At 51.0% G+C, this 19258-nt stretch carries 20 protein-coding genes; 11 read left to right on the forward strand and 9 right to left on the reverse strand.

All coding sequences use genetic code 11. The features are described from left to right. Positions 1-11 precede the first annotated feature (11 nt). Both L2725_RS21515 and hemG (L2725_RS21520) read left to right on the forward strand, forming a co-directional pair. Positions 12-1469, forward strand: coding sequence for a TrkH family potassium uptake protein (locus L2725_RS21515; RefSeq protein WP_115138941.1), 1458 nt, complete (start codon positions 12-14; stop codon positions 1467-1469). 2 nt (positions 1470-1471) lie between these two features. Beyond that, entirely contained in the window at positions 1472-1996 is a 525-nt protein-coding gene (gene hemG / locus L2725_RS21520; RefSeq protein WP_249250878.1) for a menaquinone-dependent protoporphyrinogen IX dehydrogenase, read from the forward strand. A gap of 43 nt (positions 1997-2039) precedes the next feature. On the opposite strand, the gene L2725_RS21525 is transcribed toward hemG (L2725_RS21520), so the two are convergent. Continuing rightward, positions 2040-2360, reverse strand: a complete 321-nt coding sequence (locus L2725_RS21525) for an ArsR/SmtB family transcription factor (protein WP_115138943.1) — start codon at positions 2358-2360, stop codon at positions 2040-2042. Between the two features lie 179 nt (positions 2361-2539). On the opposite strand from L2725_RS21525, the gene hemG (L2725_RS21530) reads away from it, so the two are divergent. Then, positions 2540-3067: a menaquinone-dependent protoporphyrinogen IX dehydrogenase gene (hemG, locus tag L2725_RS21530; protein WP_248937721.1), complete on the forward strand. Its 528-nt coding sequence runs from the start codon at positions 2540-2542 to the stop codon at positions 3065-3067. A 54-nt stretch (positions 3068-3121) separates the two neighbouring features. Here the strand turns inward: hemG (L2725_RS21530) and L2725_RS21535 are convergent, their stop codons facing one another. The 5 genes from L2725_RS21535 to def all read right to left on the reverse strand — a co-directional run bounded on the left by L2725_RS21535 (position 3122) and on the right by def (position 9092). Then, positions 3122-4564: a TrkH family potassium uptake protein gene (locus L2725_RS21535; RefSeq protein ID WP_115139160.1), complete on the reverse strand. Its 1443-nt coding sequence runs from the start codon at positions 4562-4564 to the stop codon at positions 3122-3124. 288 nt (positions 4565-4852) lie between these two features. Continuing rightward, the gene (trkA, locus tag L2725_RS21540) at positions 4853-6262 is read right to left on the reverse strand and encodes a Trk system potassium transporter TrkA (protein WP_115139161.1); all 1410 of its coding nucleotides are present in this window, start codon (positions 6260-6262) and stop codon (positions 4853-4855) included. A 58-nt stretch (positions 6263-6320) separates the two neighbouring features. Then, the gene (gene rsmB / locus L2725_RS21545; RefSeq protein ID WP_249250867.1) at positions 6321-7601 is read right to left on the reverse strand and encodes a 16S rRNA (cytosine(967)-C(5))-methyltransferase RsmB; all 1281 of its coding nucleotides are present in this window, start codon (positions 7599-7601) and stop codon (positions 6321-6323) included. Positions 7602-7604: 3 nt separating this feature from the next. Beyond that, positions 7605-8564, reverse strand: coding sequence for a methionyl-tRNA formyltransferase (gene fmt / locus L2725_RS21550; protein WP_249250868.1), 960 nt, complete (start codon positions 8562-8564; stop codon positions 7605-7607). A 15-nt stretch (positions 8565-8579) separates the two neighbouring features. Beyond that, positions 8580-9092, reverse strand: coding sequence for a peptide deformylase (def, locus tag L2725_RS21555; RefSeq protein ID WP_248937717.1), 513 nt, complete (start codon positions 9090-9092; stop codon positions 8580-8582). Positions 9093-9220: 128 nt separating this feature from the next. Here def and L2725_RS21560 point away from each other — a divergent pair, with 128 nt between their 5' ends. From L2725_RS21560 to L2725_RS21570, 3 genes are all read left to right on the forward strand, one after another. Further along, positions 9221-10336 (forward strand): LysM peptidoglycan-binding domain-containing protein, encoded by a 1116-nt coding sequence (locus tag L2725_RS21560; protein ID WP_428985311.1) that lies wholly within the window; start codon positions 9221-9223, stop codon positions 10334-10336. 86 nt (positions 10337-10422) lie between these two features. Beyond that, positions 10423-11433 (forward strand): DNA-processing protein DprA, encoded by a 1011-nt coding sequence (dprA, locus tag L2725_RS21565; protein WP_249250870.1) that lies wholly within the window; start codon positions 10423-10425, stop codon positions 11431-11433. Between the two features lie 2 nt (positions 11434-11435). Next, the gene (locus L2725_RS21570; RefSeq protein ID WP_248937714.1) at positions 11436-11909 is read left to right on the forward strand and encodes a DUF494 family protein; all 474 of its coding nucleotides are present in this window, start codon (positions 11436-11438) and stop codon (positions 11907-11909) included. 72 nt (positions 11910-11981) lie between these two features. Here L2725_RS21570 and L2725_RS21575 read toward each other — a convergent pair whose 3' ends face one another. After that, positions 11982-13697, reverse strand: coding sequence for a collagenase (locus tag L2725_RS21575; RefSeq protein WP_249250871.1), 1716 nt, complete (start codon positions 13695-13697; stop codon positions 11982-11984). Positions 13698-13849: 152 nt separating this feature from the next. Between L2725_RS21575 and L2725_RS21580 the strand changes: the two genes are divergently transcribed. From L2725_RS21580 to hemF, 3 genes are all read left to right on the forward strand, one after another. Continuing rightward, positions 13850-14410: a DNA topoisomerase family protein gene (locus tag L2725_RS21580; RefSeq protein WP_249250872.1), complete on the forward strand. Its 561-nt coding sequence runs from the start codon at positions 13850-13852 to the stop codon at positions 14408-14410. A 166-nt stretch (positions 14411-14576) separates the two neighbouring features. Next, on the forward strand, positions 14577-15140 hold the full coding sequence (tsaC, locus tag L2725_RS21585) for an L-threonylcarbamoyladenylate synthase type 1 TsaC (RefSeq protein WP_249250879.1): 564 nt from the start codon (positions 14577-14579) through the stop codon (positions 15138-15140). A 5-nt stretch (positions 15141-15145) separates the two neighbouring features. Then, entirely contained in the window at positions 15146-16057 is a 912-nt protein-coding gene (hemF, locus tag L2725_RS21590) for an oxygen-dependent coproporphyrinogen oxidase (RefSeq protein WP_249250873.1), read from the forward strand. Positions 16058-16446: 389 nt separating this feature from the next. On the opposite strand, the gene L2725_RS21600 is transcribed toward hemF, so the two are convergent. Then, positions 16447-16887, reverse strand: coding sequence for a group II truncated hemoglobin (locus tag L2725_RS21600; protein ID WP_249250874.1), 441 nt, complete (start codon positions 16885-16887; stop codon positions 16447-16449). 212 nt (positions 16888-17099) lie between these two features. Here L2725_RS21600 and aroE point away from each other — a divergent pair, with 212 nt between their 5' ends. Continuing rightward, positions 17100-17921, forward strand: a complete 822-nt coding sequence (aroE, locus tag L2725_RS21605; protein WP_249250875.1) for a shikimate dehydrogenase — start codon at positions 17100-17102, stop codon at positions 17919-17921. Beyond that, positions 17918-18181, forward strand: coding sequence for a DUF1488 family protein (locus L2725_RS21610; RefSeq protein ID WP_115139172.1), 264 nt, complete (start codon positions 17918-17920; stop codon positions 18179-18181). The genes aroE and L2725_RS21610 overlap by 4 nt, the downstream gene beginning before the upstream one ends. 70 nt (positions 18182-18251) lie before the next feature. Here the strand turns inward: L2725_RS21610 and L2725_RS21615 are convergent, their stop codons facing one another. Then, positions 18252-18794, reverse strand: a complete 543-nt coding sequence (locus L2725_RS21615) for a gamma carbonic anhydrase family protein (RefSeq protein ID WP_249250876.1) — start codon at positions 18792-18794, stop codon at positions 18252-18254. Positions 18795-19258: the final 464 nt, after the last annotated feature.

Below are 19258 nucleotides of genomic sequence, written 5' to 3' on the forward strand. Positions count from 1 at the left end.
GAACCCTTTGAATGCAATACAGAACGATAACCAGAATTATTGGCCTGCTGGTCGGCCTGTTTTCCATGACCATGCTGCCGTCGGCACTGGTCGCCTTCATCTACAAAGATGGCGGGGGAACGGCCTTTATTCAGGCGTTTTTTGTGAGCCTGTTTATCGGCTTTTTGCTCTGGTATCCCAACCGGCAACACAAGGCTGATCTTAGAACCCGTGAGGGCTTTTTGATTGTGGTGCTGTTCTGGACCGTACTGGGTCTAATCGGTACCTTGCCCTTTGTATTCTCCAGCCAGCCCAGCCTCAGTTGGACCGACAGTATCTTCGAGTCATTTTCCGCACTGACCACGACCGGGGCGACCGTTATTGTTGGTCTGGACTCTTTACCCAAGGCGATTTTGTTCTACCGCCACCTGTTGCAATGGCTTGGTGGCATGGGGATCATTGTGCTGGCAGTGGCCATTTTGCCTGTATTGGGCGTGGGTGGTATGCAGCTCTATCGGGCCGAGATCCCGGGGCCGGTTAAAGACAGTAAGATGACGCCCAGGATTGCCGAAACTGCCAAGGCGCTTTGGTATATCTACCTGTTACTGACCATTGCCTGTGCCGTTGCTTACTGGGCTGCGGGAATGAGCGTGTTCGATGCGATTTGCCACTCATTTTCCACAATTGCTATCGGTGGTTTCTCTACCCATGACGCCAGTATGGGGTACTTCGACAGCCCCACCATCAATATGATTTGCGTGGTGTTCCTGCTGATTGCCGCGATTAACTTCAGTGTGCATTTTGCGGCATTCTCACGTCGTGGTATCAACCTCAAGGTTTACTTCAGAGACACCGAATTCAAGGTGCTGATCGCCATTCAGTTGATTCTGACGGCTATCTGCTTTGCGACCCTCTACCATTCAGGTATCTATGATTCGCCCGAAGAAACTCTGGATTATGCCTTGTTCCAGGCGGTGTCCATCTCGACCACGGCAGGCTTTGGTACCGAGAGCTTCCACCTGTGGCCTCTGTTCCTGCCCATGCTGCTGATCTTCTCAAGCTTTATCGGCGGCTGTGGTGGGTCAACTGCCGGCGGTATCAAGGTGATGAGGGTAATTTTGCTGTTGCTGCAGGGCTCACGTGAGCTGAAACGTCTGGTGCACCCAAGAGCCATGTTCTCCATCCGTATTGGCTCAACCGCCTTGCCCGACAGGGTTATTGATGCCGTGTGGGGTTTCTTCTCAGCGTACACACTGGTGTTTGTTATCTGTATGCTGGCCCTGTTGGCGTTGGGTATGGACAATATCACCGCCTTCAGTGCTGTGGCCGCCTGTCTTAACAACCTGGGCCCGGGCCTGGGTGAAGTGGCCAGCAACTACGCCAGTATTTCTGACGGTGCCAAGTGGGTTTTGGTGGTCGCCATGCTGTTTGGTCGCCTTGAGGTCTTTACCCTGCTGGTACTCTTTACTCCTACTTTCTGGAAGAACTGATGATCAAGACAAGAATCCTTTACTCCACCGTTGATGGCCATACCAAGCACATCTGTAATCGTATCGCTGATGCGCTGAGGCAAGCCGGAGAGGACGTTGAGGTGAGTTGTCTCGATACCATCAGTGAAGCTGAGCTGGCTGCCAGCGACAAGATACTGGTGGGGGCCAGCATTCGCTACGGCAAACACAGGCCAGCGCTGTTTGAGTTCGGTAAGCGTTATCAGACGTTGCTTGAGGGTAAAACCAATGCCTTCTTTACGGTAAATGTGGTCGCCAGAAAGCCTTTGAAGAACACCCCGGACACCAATCCCTACATGCAGAAGTTTCTGACATTGTCGGCGTGGCAGCCCCAGCAGCTGGGAGTGTTTGCCGGTAAGATTGATTACCCTAAATATCGCCTGTTCGACCGTACCATGATCCGCTTTATTATGTGGATGACCAAGGGGCCGACCGATATAACAGGTACTTTTGAGTTTACCGATTGGGACAGGGTAGACGCCTTTGCTGCAGAGTTCGCTGCCCGGTAGGGTCAAAGCCCGCATTTGCGGGCTTTGTTATTTAAGGAGGGAATTAATCCTCTTTGGGCGCGCAGAACTGCTTATACATAATGGCAATCACTTCCCGCACCTTGTCGTTCTTCAGTTTGTAATACACGATTTGCGAGCTTTTGCGACAGTCCACCAAATCCTGCTTACGAAGTACCGCCAGGTGCTGAGACAGGGCTGACTGACTCAGGGGAATATTTTCATTTAACTCAGTAACGCTCAGTTCATTATCCAGCAGTTGGCACAGTGTCATCAGGCGATAGGGGTTGGCGATGGCTTTGAGCCACTTTGCCGCTTCCTGCGCATTGGTCACCATAGCTTCCGCATCTATCTCTTTTGGCTGCATGTCCGTACTTTGTTTTAATCCTGATTAGATAATTCTAATAAGAATCCCAATAGCTTGCCAGTGATTAAGGTTAGCCCGGTTTTCGCATTATAAAGAAACGAAAGTGTGAACTTGGCGCAGGCGTGTTTTGCACCATGGGTTAACATGGGGTGTCAGAATTGGTCTCACTGTGGTGGCAAATGAAATCCGTATTAGTGCTCTATTTTTCCCGTGGCGGTCATACTGCCAAAATCGCTCAGGCAATCGCTGCCCGTATCCGTCATCAGGGACATGAGTGTGATGTGCTGAATATCAATGATGGCACTGAGCCTCAATGGGATAAGTATGACACCTTGGTACTGGGTGCCTGTGTGCTGTATGGCACCTACCACAAGTCAGTGTTCGCCTTTGTGCAGAAGTATCAGCAGCAACTTTCCGCTAAGCCAAACAGCTTCTTTTGTGTGAATGTGGTGGCCCGCAAGCCTGAAAAGCGAGTGCTGGAAAACAACAAGTATCTGCAGAAGTTCCTGATGATGTCGCCATGGCAACCTGGCGACCTGAAGATTATTCCCGGTAAGGTGGATTATCCCTCCTGGCCCTGGTACGACAGACTGGCGATTCAGCTGATTATGAAGATGACTGATGGGCCAACCGATCCCAAGTCAGTTATCGACTATACCGACTGGCAGGATCTCGATGTTTACGCTGACCACCTGCTGACGTTATAGCATCCGGATAAGATGAAAACGCCCGCATTGGCGGGCGTTTTTGTTGGGCGTCGTTCAGTATTTCCAGAAGCCGGGGTGGAACAGCACGGCCACGGTTAGAATCTCAAGCCTGCCAAGCAACATGCCTATCGCCAGTGACCACTTGGCCAGGTCGGGGAGTCCGGCAAAGTTGCCGGCCGGGCCGATTTCTGGTCCCAGTCCAGGACCGACATTGGCCACTGCGGTTATGGCTCCGGACAGGCTGGTAACCGGGTCCAGTCCGGTCAATACAAGGATCAGGCTCAGGAGCACTATTACCCCGGTCAACAATAGGCTGAAGGTGACGATTGAACGCACAATATCGTCGGTGACGATACGGCCGTTGTACCTGTGTCGGGTGACGGCATTGGGATGAAACTGCTGCTTAACCTGCTCTTTCATCACAGACAGAGCGATCTGGAAGCGGAAGATTTTAATTCCGCCTGCGGTAGAGCCTGAGCAGCCTCCCACCAACATCAAAAACAGGAAGCTGATAAAGGCAAAGCCGCCCCAGGTCCCATAGTCGGTTAAGCCATAGCCCGTGGTTGTGACCACAGACACCACGTTAAAGCTGGTGAGGCGGATGGCATCGGCAAAGGCGATATCCCGGGTCAGCCACATCCAGACCCCAAGGGTCATAGACACTATGATAAGAAATACCAGATAGCCTTTAACCTGCTGGTCGCCCCAGACTTTCATCGAGCGTCTTTGCAGACATTGCATAAACAACAACAGTGGCAGGCCGCCAGCGGCCATAAACAGGGTACCAACCCACTGGGCGCTGTCACTGAAATTGGACATGGATTTGTCCGAAGTAGAGTAACCGCCAGTGGAAAGGGTGGTCATGGCATGGTTAATGGCATCAAACCACTGCATACCGGCAAAGTGATAGGCAACCCCACACATCACGGTCAGCAGCAGGTATACCAGGAACAGGTCTTTGGCCATGCTGCGGGTGCGGGGTACAGCCTTGTCGCCCCAATCAGAACTCTCGGTGCGGAACAGCTTCATACCACCCACATTAAGAAACGGCAGAATGGCCACCGCCATCACAATGAAGCCGATCCCTCCCAGCCACTGCAGTAAGGATCGCCACATCAATATGCTGTGATCCATCTTATCCAGCCCGGACAGCACAGTAGAACCTGTGGTCGTGACCCCCGACATGGTTTCAAAGAAGGCATCCGTGTAGTTAATGCCGTGGTAAAGGGTGAAGGGCATGGCCGCAAACAGACTGACAATCAGCCAGGTCAGGCTGGTGAGCAGAAACATATCGCGGATATTCAGGGTAAGGTCCTGATGTTTGCCGCTGCGCATACAGATGCTGGCAACGGTTCCTGTCAGTAGTGCCGACACCATAAAGGCGCCTGCAGTCTCTTCGCCGTAGTACAGGGCGAATATCAGGGGCAGGCACATAAAGCCTGCCATCATGGACAACAGCAGGCCAAGCAGGAAAAGCAAAGGTTTTATGTTGAGCATATGTTTATACCAATCCGCACAGAAGATTGATCTCCTCAGAGCGATGTCAGCCATTCGAGTACCAGCCAAATTGATGACGGCATAGTACTTCTATGGCAAGACGATTTGGTGAAGTAATCGTGTGGCTGACACACTCCCGAAGGGCGAGTTTAAAAGGCTTGCTGTCTGCCCAGAACAATCTCGATTTATCCCAATAAACCTTCAATTGTCCTGATTGCCATCATAACCTTTTAACTCTCGCTGAGTGACTAAGCTCCTATGCGGGTTGGTATCGGCCCTGGGGCTGACTCAGAAGAAGAAGGCACTCGGCTGGAACAATTTCTCCACTTCACCGATAAACTTCTTGTTGACCAGAAACAGAATCACATGGTCCCCCTGTTCGATCACAGTCTTATCGTGCGCCATCAGTACTTCATCATCACGAACGATTGCACCTATGGTGGTGCCCGGCGGCAACTTGATGTCCTCAACCGCTTTACCCACCACTTTTGAGGTGCCTGGGTCGCCGTGGGCAATCGCCTCTATGGCTTCGGCCGCACCACGGCGCAGCGAGTACACGTTACAGATATCGCCCTGACGAATATGGGTCAGCAGAGCAGAAATCGTGGCCTGCTGGGGCGAGATTGCGATGTCGATATTGGCTTCCTGAACAATATCCACATAGGCTTCACGCTGAATAAGCACCATCACTTTTTTGGCGCCCATGCGCTTGGCCAGCAGGGCAGACATGATGTTAGCTTCGTCGTCGTTGGTTACTGCGATAAACACATCGGTTTGGTCGATATGTTCTTCAACCAGCAACTCCTGATCTGATGCATCGCCACAAAATACCGTGGTGTTTTCCAGTCTTTCGGAGAGCATTTCTGCCTGCTCCTGACGACGTTCGATCAGCTTGACCGAATGATTACGCTCCAGCTTTTTCGCCAGACCAAAACCGATATTACCGCCACCGGCAATCATAATATTGCGGTAGGAGTTATCCAGTTTCTGCATCTCACTCATGACAGCACGGATATGGCGGCTGTCGGCCACAAAGAAGACTTCATCGTCAGCTTCGATGATGGTGGTTCCCCGGGGCATAATGGGACGTCCCTGACGGAAAATTGCTGCCACCCGGGTATCAATATTGGGCATATGCTCCCGCAGTGTTGCCAGCGCATTGCCCACCAGGGGGCCACCATAATAGGCGCGTACCGCTACCAGGCTGAGACGGCCTTCGGCAAACTCAAGTACCTGCAAGGCGCCCGGATACTCTACCAATCGCTGTATGTAAGCGGTCACTAACTGTTCGGGTGCGATCAGCTCATCAATAATGAAACCACCACGGATCTTATTCTCGCTGTTTTTGGTTTCGCTGTTGATAAAGAGTTTGTCGCGCAGGCTGAGGTAGGGCTCGGAGCGAATACGGGCAATCTTGGTCGGAGTACCATACAGAGAGTAAGCAATCTGGCAGGCTGCCATATTACATTCATCACTGTTGGTTACGGCGATCAGCATATCAGCATCTTCTGCACCGGCTTCCTTGAGGATATCCGGGTGAGCGCCATGACCTGTGACCACACGTAAATCAAATTTGTCCTGCAGTGACTGCAATCTGGCTCGGTTGGTATCAACCAGGGTGATATCGTTATTCTCACCTACCAGGTTTTCGGCCAGCGTTCCGCCAACCTGTCCTGCACCCAAAATGATAATCTTCATTCAATTGCCCGTTTGATCTTTTACCAAAGGCAAACTGCCCTTGGTTCTGCGCCAGCTGTTAAGCCTGTTTGCGCAGGCGTGCGTAATAAAAACCATCCATCTGCTGTTGGCCAGGCAGAATCTGCCAGCCTGTTTCCCCGGCCGCCGATTGCGGCAGCGTGTCTAGGGTAGCATCGGCGGTTCTGGCAAGGAAAGCATTGATCTGGTCACGGTTTTCCTGCGGCATAATGGAACAGGTCGCGTACAGCAAAGTACCGCCGGGCTTCAGCCACTGCCAGCAGTGATCCAGTATCTTGCTCTGCAGCGCTGCCAGTTCCTCAATATCTTTTGCCTTTCTCAGCCATTTGATATCCGGGTGACGACGAATGACGCCTGTTGCTGAGCAGGGTGCATCCAGCAAAATACGGTCGAATTTATCGCCCTGCCACCAGGAATCGATATCAGATGCATCGCCGTGAATCACGTCTGCATTCAGGTTCAGACGGGTGAGGTTCTCCTTAACCCGCTTCAGGCGTTTGTCATCAAAGTCCACGGCAACCAAAGAGGCCTTTGGCGCGAGTTCCAGAATATGACAGGTTTTGCCACCGGGTGCCGCACAGGCATCCAGCAATTGCTCACCATCCTGAGGCTCCAACAGGGTCGCTGCCCATTGGGCTGCGCCATCCTGCACTGAGGCATGACCTTCGAAGAAGCCCGGCAATTGGGCGACATCGGTAGGGGACTCCAGCAGTATGGATTGAGGTGATTGACCGGAACTTGCCGCGACCTCTGCCTGCTCCAGCAATGCCAGATACTCATCCCGGCTTTGACGCAGAGCGTTGTTACGCAACCACATTGGCGGGCGCTGGTGGGATTGTTCGATAATCTCCTGCCAGTTGTCCGGATAGGCGGTTTTCAGTGACTTAACAATCCAGCCGGGCATGTTGAACCTGAGCGTATCATTGTCTTCCGCAAGGGGAGCCTGATTGCGCTGAATGTTGCGCAGCACGCCGTTGACCACCTTAACCAGATTTTCAAACCCCAGCTGACGGCAGGCTTCAGCCGTTTCTGAAATCGCTGCATGGGCTGGAATCCGGGTGAAGTAAAGCTGGTAGCAACCAACCAACAACAGCTGGTGGACAATGCGTTGCTTGCCCTTAAGTGGCTTACTCAGGCAATCGCTGGTCTGTTTATCCAGCTGAGGCAAGTGACGCATTACGCCGTAGCAGATCTCCGCCAGCAAACCTTTATCTTTGCCATTGGCGACCCGGGTTTGCTGCTCCGGCAGTGCCACTGACAGTGACACGCCGCGCTCCAGAACGTCGTAGACGGCTTTGGCCGCCAGTGCTCGAATATTCATTGATTACTCTGCTTGTGGACCGGCCAATACAGTTCCCGGGGTAAACCATTCACCGCGGGCATTGAGGATATCGGCAACGGCCAGAGGTTTCTTGCCTGGCAGCTGCATCATGTTAAGCACTAGAATACCTTCGCCTGTGGCGATCTCTAGCCCTTGCTTACCGGCAGCAACAATAGTGCCCGGCGCTGCATTCGCTGGTTCGGCTTTCACGCTTGCCTGCTGAACTTTAATGGTGTTGCCTTCGTGATCGAAGTGGCTGATTGGCCATGGGTTAAAGGCACGGATTTCACGCCACAGATTCACCGCAGGCTTGCTCCAGTCGAGGCGAGCTTCCTCTTTGCTCAGCTTCTCAGCATAGTTAGCCAGGGACTCATCCTGCTTCTCCGGTGGCAAGGTCCCGGCGGCCAAACCATCCAGGGCTTCCAACAGAGCTTCAGGCCCCTGAGCTGCCAGCTTTTCATACAGGCTGGCGGAAGTATCTTCATCTTCAATTTTCAGCTGAGTCTTGAGCAGCATATCACCGGTATCCAGACCGACATCCATCTGCATAATGGTGACACCGGTTTCTTCATCACCGGCCCACAGCGCGCGCTGGATCGGCGCAGCACCGCGCCAGCGGGGCAGAATGGAACCATGGACATTAATACAGCCCAGCTTTGGCATATCCAGCACCACTTTGGGCAGGATAAGGCCGTAGGCCACCACCACCATCAGGTCGGCGTTCAGTGCGGCCAGTTCCTGCTGCGCTTCTTCATTGCGCAGAGATGCAGGTTGATAAACAGGGATATCATGTTCCAGCGCCAGCGACTTCACAGGGCTTGGAGTCAGCTTCTTGCCGCGGCCTGCCGGACGGTCCGGTTGGGTATAGACACCAATAATATTGTGGTGAGAACCAATCAGAGCCTGGAGGTGGCGAGCGGCGAAATCCGGCGTACCGGCAAAGATGATGTTTAATGGTTTCAAGTGAGATCCTGTGTATCAGTTGGCTTTGGCTTGCTGGCGCGCGGCTTTTTCCATTTTCTGGCGAATGCGCTGGCGCTTGAGTGGCGACAGATAGTCCACAAACAGCTTGCCTTTAAGGTGGTCCATCTCGTGTTGAATACAGATAGCAAACAAGCCATCGGCCTCAACGGAGAACTCATTGCCGTGACGGTCCAGTGCTTTTACTGTTACCTGCTCGCAACGGTCAACCTTGGCAAACACGCCCGGTACAGACAGACAACCTTCTTCATTACAGAAGTCGCCGCTGGAGGCGATAATTTCAGGGTTGATAAAGACCTTGGGTCTTTCAACCTCATCCTGCAGGTCCATCACTATCAGCTGTTGATGGAAGTTGACCTGAGTGGCTGCCAGACCAATGCCCTTCTCTTCATACATGGTTTCAAACATGTCATCGATTTGAGTTTGCAGTGTGTCACCAAAGTCGGTGACCGGCTTGGCGAGGGTACGCAATCTTTCATCTGGGAAACATAGTACTTGGAGTAAAGCCATAGTTAGTTAAACTCTTAACAAGTCTGTCAAAATTAAACCAGTTGGTTATACTGGCCTGTGTGGTTGGATTAATTTTAATCCCAAGCGGCATTCATTGACAGCAAAAGCTCAACGAAGAGTTAATCATCATGGACGGTCCGATGAAACGCATATTTTTACCCTTAACGCTGGGAGTGGCTTTGGTAGCCCAGGCCGGAGCAGCGTTGGCTGATGTGATCACTTTGAAACCAGGCCACCCGGATTCCTATGTTGTAAAAAAAGGTGACACCCTTTGGGATATCTCAGCTCATTTTCTTCATGATCCCTGGCGTTGGCCCAGCCTATGGGGCAATAACCCACAAATCGCCAACCCTCACCTTATCTATCCCGGAGACAGACTGAGTCTGGTCTTTGTTGATGGCCAGCCAAGACTGGTGCGAAAGCCTGTAATCCGAAAATCTCCAGAAGGACGCATCCAGACAAAAGGTGATGCAGTCCCTGCAATTGATTTGGCGCTGATTCAGCCTTATTTGATTCAGAATCGGGTTGTGGATGCCGACTGGTTTGAGGAGCAGCCATTGGTATTGGGGGGAGAGACTCAATCCCGTCATCATATTGTTGGTCAGACCGTCTATGTTGATGGCGTACTGCCTGTCGGTCAGAAGGTCGGTTTTTATAGCGAAGGACGTGAGTTCAGCCGTCATGAAAGTGGTGAAGATCTCGGACAGGAAGTGATACTGACTTCAACTGGGCAGGTGACAGCCAGCGGCGACGTTTCTTCAGTAAAATTGATGTCCAGTTTCCGCGAAACCAAAGCGGGTGACCGTATGTTGGTGCTGGATGATACGTCACTGCTGCCAGTGTACTTTATGCCAAAGGCGGCAGAGGTGACGGAACCAGCCTATGTTCTGGCATCGGGTATCGACGTGCGGGAGATGGGTAAGTTGGATGTGGTTTATGTCGACCGGGGTCAGCGTGATGGTGTGACGCCGGGTGATGTGTTTGCCATCGTTCGTGATGGTGATGAAGTGGTACTGGGTCATAATGGTGTGCCCGTTCCTTCTACCGATCGCTCCACCTATGACAGGTTGATGTCGAATATTTCTGATTCACGCACTTACCAGTTACCGAGCAACTATCATGGCAACTTGATGGTGTTTAAAGTGTTCGATAACACCAGTCTGGGCTTGATTATGGTGAATGAAAGGTCGGTCCGGGTAAATGACCGTCTGGAAACTCCACAACTTCCACTACTGGGAGAGTAATACTGTCTGACCAGCTGCTCGATTGGCTGGCAGTTGCTGCAGTATCCGGTATCGGGCCAGCCGGAATACAACGCCAACTGGAAAATATGACGCTGTCTGAACTCAGGCAGCGTCTCGAATTCGAGCCCCTTTCCCTTGATGGTGTTTCGCAACGACAAATCTCAATGCAACCCCAGCTGGTTGAAGCGGCATTAGCCTGGCAGGATGCTGCCGATGATCACGCCATTATCTGCCTCGATGATCCCGCTTACCCGCCGCTATTGAAAACCATTTACGACCCTCCCTGTGTATTGTTTGCCAAAGGACGCAGTGAACTGCTTACCGTACCAGCGGTTGCTGTTGTTGGTAGCCGCAGTGCGTCCCATGCCGGTTTGCAAATCAGCCGTCAGTTGAGCCGTGATATGGCGACTCAGGGGGTGATGATATGCAGTGGCATGGCATCGGGAATAGATACCGCGGCCCATTTGGGAGCGCTGGATGCCGGCGGCGCTACTGTGGCTGTGTTGGGCACCGGCGTTGATGAGTGTTATCCCAGGCGCAATCGCAATTTATATGGAGATATACGCCATCAAGGGTGTTTACTCAGTGAGTTTTGGCCTGATACCAAGCCCTATGCCGGTAACTTTCCCAAGCGAAACCGGATAATCAGTGGTATCAGCATGGGGACCCTGGTGGTGGAGGCCAGAGTCAAAAGTGGCTCCCTTATTACGGCGAGGTTGGCAGCAGAGCAGGGACGGGAAGTTTTCGCTGTGCCTGGCGGAATTTTAGGCGGTCAGAGTGAAGGTTGTCATGAATTGCTTAAAAAAGGTGCCAAACTTGTGGAGAATGCGGTCGATATAACAGAGGAAATCTCTGCTGTTTGCAGTTCACACCTTGAAGGTTTGGGATTGAGTCACCATATCAGCAAACCAAATAGCTGTGAGTTGCCAATTCCGTCTTTGTTGTCTAGTGTCAAATATGAAGTGACATCATTAGACGAGGTGGTTGAGCATAGCGGAAAAACGATAGATCACGTGTTGGAACAAATACTTGAACTTGAGTTACAGGGCTGGGTTGCTGCGGTGCCCGGAGGTTACGTCAGACTAAAGAGGAACTAGCCATGTTCGACATTCTCATGTATCTGTTTGAAAACTATGTGCACAGTGAAATGGAAATGATGGTGGACGAGGACGAGTTAACCAAGGAGTTAACCCGGGCTGGCTTTCATCAGTCAGAAATTCTTAAGGCATTGTCCTGGCTGGAGCACCTTGCTGAGCTGCAGGAAAGTGACAAACCTTATCTGCGTAATCACGATCAGACCTCTTTCCGCATCTATACAGAAGAAGAGATGGCCAAACTGGATGTGGAGTGCAGGGGCTTTTTGATGTTCCTTGAACATATTCAGGTGCTGAGCGTGATAACCCGTGAAATGGTGATTGACCGTGTGATGGAGTTGGATGAATCCACACTGGTGCTGGATGATCTGAAGTGGGTGATTCTGATGGTATTGTTCAATGCGCCGGGCAATGAGTCTGCTTATGCGCAGATGGAAGACCTGGTGTTTGAGCAGCCTGATGGCATGCTGCACTCGTAAGCGAATAAGTATTGAATAGAAAAGGAGGCCTGGGGCCTCCTTTTTTGATGTCCGATCCATACTGCCTAAGGATTAGAAGTGCTGATGTAGCCCCTTGGTTTGCAGATGTTCCGGCTGCAGATAGTCGCGATAGGCGTAGCGATTAATCTTGTTAATCTTACGCTCGGCTTGCTCTTCCGCTCTGGCGTCTGATGCCAGATCTTTCATCCATTGTTGAAATTCTGAATCTAATTTAGCCATTTCATTGAGTTTGTTCATGTATCCGTCGAAATAGTCCGACTTCAGATAACCGGCGGCCTGTTGCATATCTTGCTTGTAGTGCTCCGACAGGAAGCGAATTGCCAGGTAGCTCCAGCGGTAGGTGTGATCCACTCCGTCCTTGTATTCGGTGGCAAATATCCGCTCCAAAGAAGGCGTGCTCTCAATTTCTTCAGTCAACATCTTGATGGTTCTGGCGTTGTCATTGCCTTTGGCTATGTACTCAGCCATCCCTTCAGCCCACCACACCAGATGGGATGGAAAATGCTGGAACCCCGCATACTTGATATAACGACCATCCAGATAGTGCACATACTCATGGTTCAGGTTCCAGATGGCGAAATCGTCTATCCAGAACTGGCGGAAGGCGAAGAAGCTGGCCTGATTGTCGGGATTCTGTGGTGTGCCCTCAATATACATGCCGCCATTGTCTGTGCTGATGTCGTACAGCAGCTGGCCATAGGCGTTATATTGGGTCCAGTTGGAAAAGGTTACTACCTGCAATGCATCATTATGGTCGTTGGGAACCGGCTTTTTGCCTGTGGCAAACAGGGCATGGAAGTCATCTTCCTGTGAAGTCAGTTTAGTGCAGCTGATTGTCAGCTCTTCCGGAGTAAGATCCTGATGGCGGATGAACAGTGACTCTGAGCAGTGATGGACATTGGGCAGTACTTCATTCACTTCCGGGATATGGCAGATATCTGACTGCTGCTGACATAACTCTTTCTTGCCGAAGATATTGACGTGATAGCCCAGAGTGTAGCTTTGTTTGGCGTCTTCACCTCTTTGCAGCAAGTCTGTGCGTGCAACAGCTGCGGCCAGTTGGTCTACCTGTGCTTCTGCTTCCGGTTCACTGGTTGGCAGTGCCAGACGATACATAGCCAGTGCCCAGTAGCCGTTATCCAGTCGCCAGTTTGCAGACTTCTGAGTGACTTGAGATTCGGTAAATTCAGCCAGAGCCTCAAACACCTCTTCATCTGTTACTACTTCGGCAAAGTCAGAATCCATATGGTCATGACTCAAATGCAGCAGAAAGCCATAGGCCCTCAGCGTCTCCCACAGGGCATAGTCGGAAGCGGTGGATGACGGCATTGTGTTGAGCTGCACCAGTTGGTGATGGAGCTGTGGCAGCAGCTCTTCAACCTGGTCAGGTGTTTTCTCATTGAAGAAACGATACAGGGTAACGGCGAAATGTTCCTGCAACCGGGGAGTTTGTGGCAGATCTAACAGACTCTCTGCAAGACGTTCCAAATCAGCTTCGCTCAGGCCTTTGATATCACCGTAATAACTGAACGCCCGCAGATAATAGAGTAGCTTGTCCAGCGACTGTGGGTCTCGGGTCTGGTTCAGCTTGTATATAGTGTCTCTTGCCGTCAGCAGGTCAAACTGAACGCCATCGTCAAAGTACTCCTGGGCGTCTTGTTGGAGCAGGGTATCTGCTTTGGGGGTGGGGCGCTCCGGTAGGCTCAGGTGGCTGCAGCCGGTTACTCCGACAAGCGTCATTGCCAGCAGCAAAGAATTCAGTTTCATGGTTGCTCCCTAACCTTATTTTTATACTTTGTATACAATATATCTAAATTTGAATGGGAGTCATACGGAATTTTGTCATCGCCCCGGTTGTTCGAATTCCACCCAGGGAGCTGGCTTGGTAGAATGCCGCTATATAAACGCAGGAAACCACCATGTCCAAGATTGATGAACAACTTTTCAGTGCCCATGAACACGCGCTGGAAAAAGAATATGAGCTCTGCCCCAAGTGTGGCAGTGAGCTGTCCGTCCGTCATTCCAAACACGGTGGCTTTGTGGGGTGCAACAGTTATCCAGCTTGTGATTACACTCGCCCCCTGGTTCAGCATGAGAACATTGAAACTCAGGTTATCGAAGGCTCACAGTGCCCTGAATGTGGCAATGAATTAGCGGTTAAATCAGGTCGTTTCGGTATCTTTATTGGCTGCACCAACTATCCGGCCTGTCACCATATTGAAAAGCCCACTCAGGATGAGGGACACGCCATAAATTGTCCTGTGTGTGGAAAAGGCCATATGGAGCAAAGAACCAGTCGTTATGGCAAATCCTTCTACGCCTGCAATACCTATCCCAAGTGCAAGTTTTTGGTGAACTATCCACCTGTGGCTGAGCCGTGCCCTGATTGTGGCTTCGGTATTCTGGTGGAGCGTAACACCGCCTCCGGCAAACGTCTCGAGTGCCCTCAAAAACAGTGTAAGTACAAGCGAGCACTGTAACCCATACTCGATTCCCCCAATCGCTTGATTTGGTTTGTGATCATGCTCATAAAATTTGGCACCGGTTTGCTCGTGCAGGTATAATTCTGCGTGACCGGGATGGGGCGGTCACACTTTTATCAAAAGATATGTGTTCAACAATTATCGACACACAGGTGAATTCATGATGTTGCAGTTGCACCCATCAGAAGCTGAACAGCTGGTTAAGCAGGGTGGGGTTATCGCTTACCCAACAGAAGCCGTTTATGGTCTGGGTTGTGATCCGGATAACGACGAAGCGATAGGTAAGCTCCTGGCCATCAAGCAAAGGCCCTGGGAAAAAGGTTTGATCTTGGTGGCTGCTGATCTTGAGCAACTAAGACCCTATGTAGACTTCAGTCAGCTAACGGCTGAGCAGCTGCAACAGGCAGAGGCCAAATGGCCCGGTCCATTCACCTTTGTTATGCCAACATTTACATCAACTTCCACCATGCTAAGGGGCAGATTTGACTCCATTGCGGTCAGAGTTTCCGCCCACCCTGTGGTGCGGGAGTTGTGCCAGACGTTGGGGAAGCCGTTGGTCTCTACCAGTGCCAACTTAGCTGGCGAAGAACCGGCTTTGGATGGTGATACTATTCTGGCAGATTTCAGTGGACAGGTTGATGGGCTGATCCTCGGGGAATTGGGGGAGCAGCGTCAGCCATCCACCATTATCGATGCCATCAGCGGACAAGTTTTAAGACAAGGATAAGCGTTATGGGAATGCCTGACAGTAGCAAGGTGAAAGCCTTTTTAGTCGCCCTTCAGCAGCAAATTTGCCAGGGGTTGGAAAAACTGGATGGTCAGGCAAACTTTGTCGCTGACTCCTGGGAGCGTGCCGAAGGAGGCGGAGGGACAAGCCGGGTTCTGCGTGATGGCGCTGTATTTGAGCAAGCCGGGGTTAACTTTTCCCATGTCACCGGAGCTAAAATGCCGGCTTCTGCCACGGCGCACCGCCCTGAGTTAGCTGGCCGTAGCTTTGAAGCCATGGGCGTTTCTTTAGTTATTCACCCACGTAATCCCTACATTCCCACTACTCACGCCAATGTGCGTTTCTTTATCGCCCGTAAAGAGGGCGAAGACCCGGTTTGGTGGTTTGGCGGTGGATTTGATCTGACCCCCTACTACCCATTCCGTGAGGATGTGGTGCAATGGCATGAAACCGCCAGAGATATCTGCCAGCCATTCGGCGAAGAGGTTTATCCCAGATATAAAAAGTGGTGTGATGAGTATTTCTTCCTGCCACACAGAGGGGAGACCCGTGGCGTGGGCGGCCTCTTCTTTGATGACCTCAACCACTGGGAGTTTGAGCGCAGCTTCGACTTTATGAAGTCAGTGGGAGAAGGCTTTCTAAACGCTTATGCGCCTATCGTTGAACGTCGTAAAGATACTGCCTATGGCGAACGTGAACGTGAGTTCCAACTCTACCGCCGTGGTCGCTATGTTGAGTTCAACCTGGTATACGACAGAGGCACCCTGTTTGGCCTGCAGACTGGTGGGCGAACTGAGTCTATTTTGATGTCTATGCCACCTTTGGTACGTTGGGAATATTGCTATAGCCCTGAAGAGGGTAGCCCAGAGTCTGAACTCTATACTGACTATCTCAAGCCTCAGGAGTGGTTGGCGTGATAGTGTGCTGCTGCCAGCGACCCTGAAGATCAGGTTATACGCCTTGTTACTCAAGGGGATGTAATTAAAGCCGGCAATTGCCGGCTTTGTTGTACTAGGGTCTGTTGACCTTTCATGGTTGAATTTTGCTCGAGATAGACGCGCTTTAATCGCGACGCAATGTATGCCGCCTAGGGATCTAAGCAAATACCTTGCAACAAAGAGTAAAGCGCGTATAGCCGAGCCCTTCGGGCAGCGTTTGTCGTCGCTTTCTACTGCATTAACGCTCATTTATGTAGAACAACTACACCACAATCGCGTTGCTTTGTATAAAACAACGACAAAAAGCTGCAAAAACCATCTTCAAAGGTCAACAGATCCTAGGGTTACCAATAACTATAAAGCCAGAGTTATTGGTTCCTCATATGGTCTGCCAGCTGTGAAATTGCCTGATAGATTGCCTGCCTGTGCTGAGCTTCTTTAATCTCTTTTTCAATCGCGGCCTTCATACACAGCAACCATTGATCACGCATGCTTTCATCAATAGCAAAGGGCATATGGCGGGCTCGCAGCGCGGGATGTCCATACTTTTGTTGATAAAGCTGGGGGCCTCCGAGCCAGCCGCTGAGGAACTCAAACAACTTCTGCTCAGACTCTGCAGTGGGTGCTTTATGGATTGCCAGAAGGGTTTGGGTTGCTGGGTTGGATTGCATCTCCTGATAGAAGCTGCGGGCTACCGCCCTGATCACCTTCTCTCCGCCAATTCTGTCGTAGGCATTGGACTGTTTTGGATCCCGCTCTCCAGTGTCTGTTGCTTCCGGCTTACTGAGTATTGATTTCAACCACTTCATCTTGCTGACTTTCCCTGAATTGAACTGGTGGCAGTCTACTACAGCCTGAGCCGTAAGGGGCAGGAGGGTACACTCAATGTTGTGACTCTATTTACACTTGAGCAGGATTGGCTTGCGCTGGTGGTGGGGGGGAGTAGACTCACTGTGCCTGATGCGCATCAACAGAGTTGAATGTTGAATACTACTGGAAATTAAAGGAGTCCATTAGCAAGATGTCTGATAAATACGTGGTTATTGGTAATCCGATTGCTCACAGCAAATCTCCGGCGATTCACAGTCAGTTTGCTGCGCAAACCCGGCAACGGCTTGAATATCAAACCCTGCTGGCACCGACTGATGGTTTTGAACTCAGTGTTCACAACTTTATTGTTGCGGGTGGCAAGGGGGCCAATGTGACTGTGCCATTTAAAGAGCAGGCATTTACCTTGTGCACAGAGTTAAGTGATGACGCGCGGCTGGCAGGTGCGGTAAACACCCTGAGTTTTCTCCCGGATGGTCAGATCCGTGGCGACAATACAGATGGACAGGGCCTGGTCGCAGACCTTCTTTCCCATACTTCACTTAACCATAAGGTAGTGCTACTGATTGGGGCTGGTGGCGCTGCCCGGGGGGCAATTCTGCCTTTGCTGCGGTCAGGTGTTAAGCAGCTGATTATCTCCAATCGAACCTTTGAAAAGGCGCAAATGCTGGCAAAGCAGTTCAAAGACTATGGAAATATCACTGCGGTGCCCATGGCAGAGCTGGAATTCGGCTTCGATATCATTATCAATTCGACATCTGCGAGTTTAGCCGGTGATCTGCCTGGTGTGCCTGTCCATATCTTCAGTCCGGATACCCTCTGTTATGACATGATGTATGGTGCAGAGCTGACCGCATTTAATGCCTGGGCTAAGTCTCACGGTGTGGTGAATTGTATTGATGGTCTGGGTATGTTGGTGGGACAGGCTGCTATCAGTTTTGAAATTTGGCGTGGGGTAAAGCCTGACGTCGATATTGTGTTGTCGCAATTGCGACAGGCTTTGGAGGCAAAATGAATCAAAGCGTGTTATTTCCGGATCTGCAAAGTTGGGATGCCGACAAACAGCAGATGGTATTTCCGGTGCAGGTTGAAGGCCGTACTTTGTTTTGTGTCATTGGACTGGAAAAGTTATCTGCAATAACGGGCGTTGCTCAGGTAGATGCTGACAATGTTCTGGATGTTTTCTCTCAGGCTCGCTTTGATATTGAAGATCTGGCTGAGCAGAAACTTGAAAGTGAAGAGTTTACTCCCGATGGGCATGTGTTCCTGGGCTGAGCGCTTTGCGAAGAGTTTAAAGTGAATAAACAAGAAAGGGAGCACAGGCTCCCTTTACTGGTTTTTAAGCTCAGCGGGTCTCTTCCAAATATTCGTTCTTCAACCTGACATAGTTGTCGGCTGACTGCTTAAGAAAGGTGATTTCCCCTTCTGTTAATAGTCTGGCTTGCTTGGCCGGGCTGCCTACATACAGATAGCCGCTTTCCAATACCTTGTTGGGAGGCACCAGGGCACCACCGCCCAGCATGACATCATCCTGAATAACTGCGCCGTCCAGTACTATGGCTCCCATACCGACCAGTACCCGGTTACCTATTGTGCAGCCGTGAAGCATTGCCTTATGACCGACAGTGACATCGTCTCCAATGATCAGCGGGTAGCCGGCAGGGTTCTTTTCTGAAGTGCGGGTTACATGCAGTATGCTGCCATCCTGTACATTGGAGCGTTTCCCTATCTTAATAAAGTTCACATCACCGCGGCCGGCGACTAAAGGCCAGATGCTGGCATCCTCAGCTAAATTTATGTCCCCAACCAGCACTGCGCTTTCATCGACATAGACATTTGCTCCGAGTTGAGGAGACTTTCCTTTATAAGAACGAATAGAAGAAGACATCTTGTACCCCTGAATTTGGCATTTTTTGACAGTATAAAGGTTAAAAAATCACTGGTCAGGGTGAAATTCCAGCAAGCGCGCCAAAAATCGTATTTTTCTTTCAAAACCCCCTTGCGCAATTTCGACGGCTCCCTATAATGCGCCTCCATCGACACGGCAGACGGCGCCAACTGGTTCTTATAGCAACCAAGGTAACGCGGGATAAAGTGAAGACTCACTCACCGGGCTCAAGCCCAGGAGTGGCGCGAAAAGAAGTTGAAAAAACTGCTTGACGCGAAACAAAGGAAGCGTAGAATACGCATCCCTCGGCACTGAAAAAGATTAGTTCCGAATCGCTGAATAAAAGCAGCGAATTGCTCTTTAAAAATTAGACAGACAAGCAAATCTGTGTGGACATTCACAGTAGTTGATGAGGTCGACAAAGACTTATTCTCCTTCACTGGAGACATCAATGAACGAAGTTC

Source organism: Shewanella corallii (assembly GCF_023349125.1).
Lineage (GTDB): Bacteria > Pseudomonadota > Gammaproteobacteria > Enterobacterales > Shewanellaceae > Shewanella > Shewanella corallii.

Coding starts and splice junctions, on each gene's coding strand:
- L2725_RS21515 (WP_115138941.1), top strand. CDS start 12: ATGCAATACAGAACGATAACCAGAATTATTGGCCTGCTGGTCGGCCTG.
- L2725_RS21525 (WP_115138943.1), bottom strand. CDS start 2,360: ATGCAGCCAAAAGAGATAGATGCGGAAGCTATGGTGACCAATGCGCAG.
- hemG (WP_248937721.1), top strand. CDS start 2,540: ATGAAATCCGTATTAGTGCTCTATTTTTCCCGTGGCGGTCATACTGCC.
- L2725_RS21535 (WP_115139160.1), bottom strand. CDS start 4,564: ATGCTCAACATAAAACCTTTGCTTTTCCTGCTTGGCCTGCTGTTGTCC.
- trkA (WP_115139161.1), bottom strand. CDS start 6,262: ATGAAGATTATCATTTTGGGTGCAGGACAGGTTGGCGGAACGCTGGCC.
- rsmB (WP_249250867.1), bottom strand. CDS start 7,601: ATGAATATTCGAGCACTGGCGGCCAAAGCCGTCTACGACGTTCTGGAG.
- def (WP_248937717.1), bottom strand. CDS start 9,092: ATGGCTTTACTCCAAGTACTATGTTTCCCAGATGAAAGATTGCGTACC.
- L2725_RS21560 (WP_428985311.1), top strand. CDS start 9,221: ATGGACGGTCCGATGAAACGCATATTTTTACCCTTAACGCTGGGAGTG.
- dprA (WP_249250870.1), top strand. CDS start 10,423: ATGACGCTGTCTGAACTCAGGCAGCGTCTCGAATTCGAGCCCCTTTCC.
- L2725_RS21570 (WP_248937714.1), top strand. CDS start 11,436: ATGTTCGACATTCTCATGTATCTGTTTGAAAACTATGTGCACAGTGAA.
- L2725_RS21575 (WP_249250871.1), bottom strand. CDS start 13,697: ATGAAACTGAATTCTTTGCTGCTGGCAATGACGCTTGTCGGAGTAACC.
- L2725_RS21580 (WP_249250872.1), top strand. CDS start 13,850: ATGTCCAAGATTGATGAACAACTTTTCAGTGCCCATGAACACGCGCTG.
- tsaC (WP_249250879.1), top strand. CDS start 14,577: ATGTTGCAGTTGCACCCATCAGAAGCTGAACAGCTGGTTAAGCAGGGT.
- hemF (WP_249250873.1), top strand. CDS start 15,146: ATGGGAATGCCTGACAGTAGCAAGGTGAAAGCCTTTTTAGTCGCCCTT.
- L2725_RS21600 (WP_249250874.1), bottom strand. CDS start 16,887: ATGAAGTGGTTGAAATCAATACTCAGTAAGCCGGAAGCAACAGACACT.
- aroE (WP_249250875.1), top strand. CDS start 17,100: ATGTCTGATAAATACGTGGTTATTGGTAATCCGATTGCTCACAGCAAA.
- L2725_RS21610 (WP_115139172.1), top strand. CDS start 17,918: ATGAATCAAAGCGTGTTATTTCCGGATCTGCAAAGTTGGGATGCCGAC.
- L2725_RS21615 (WP_249250876.1), bottom strand. CDS start 18,794: ATGTCTTCTTCTATTCGTTCTTATAAAGGAAAGTCTCCTCAACTCGGA.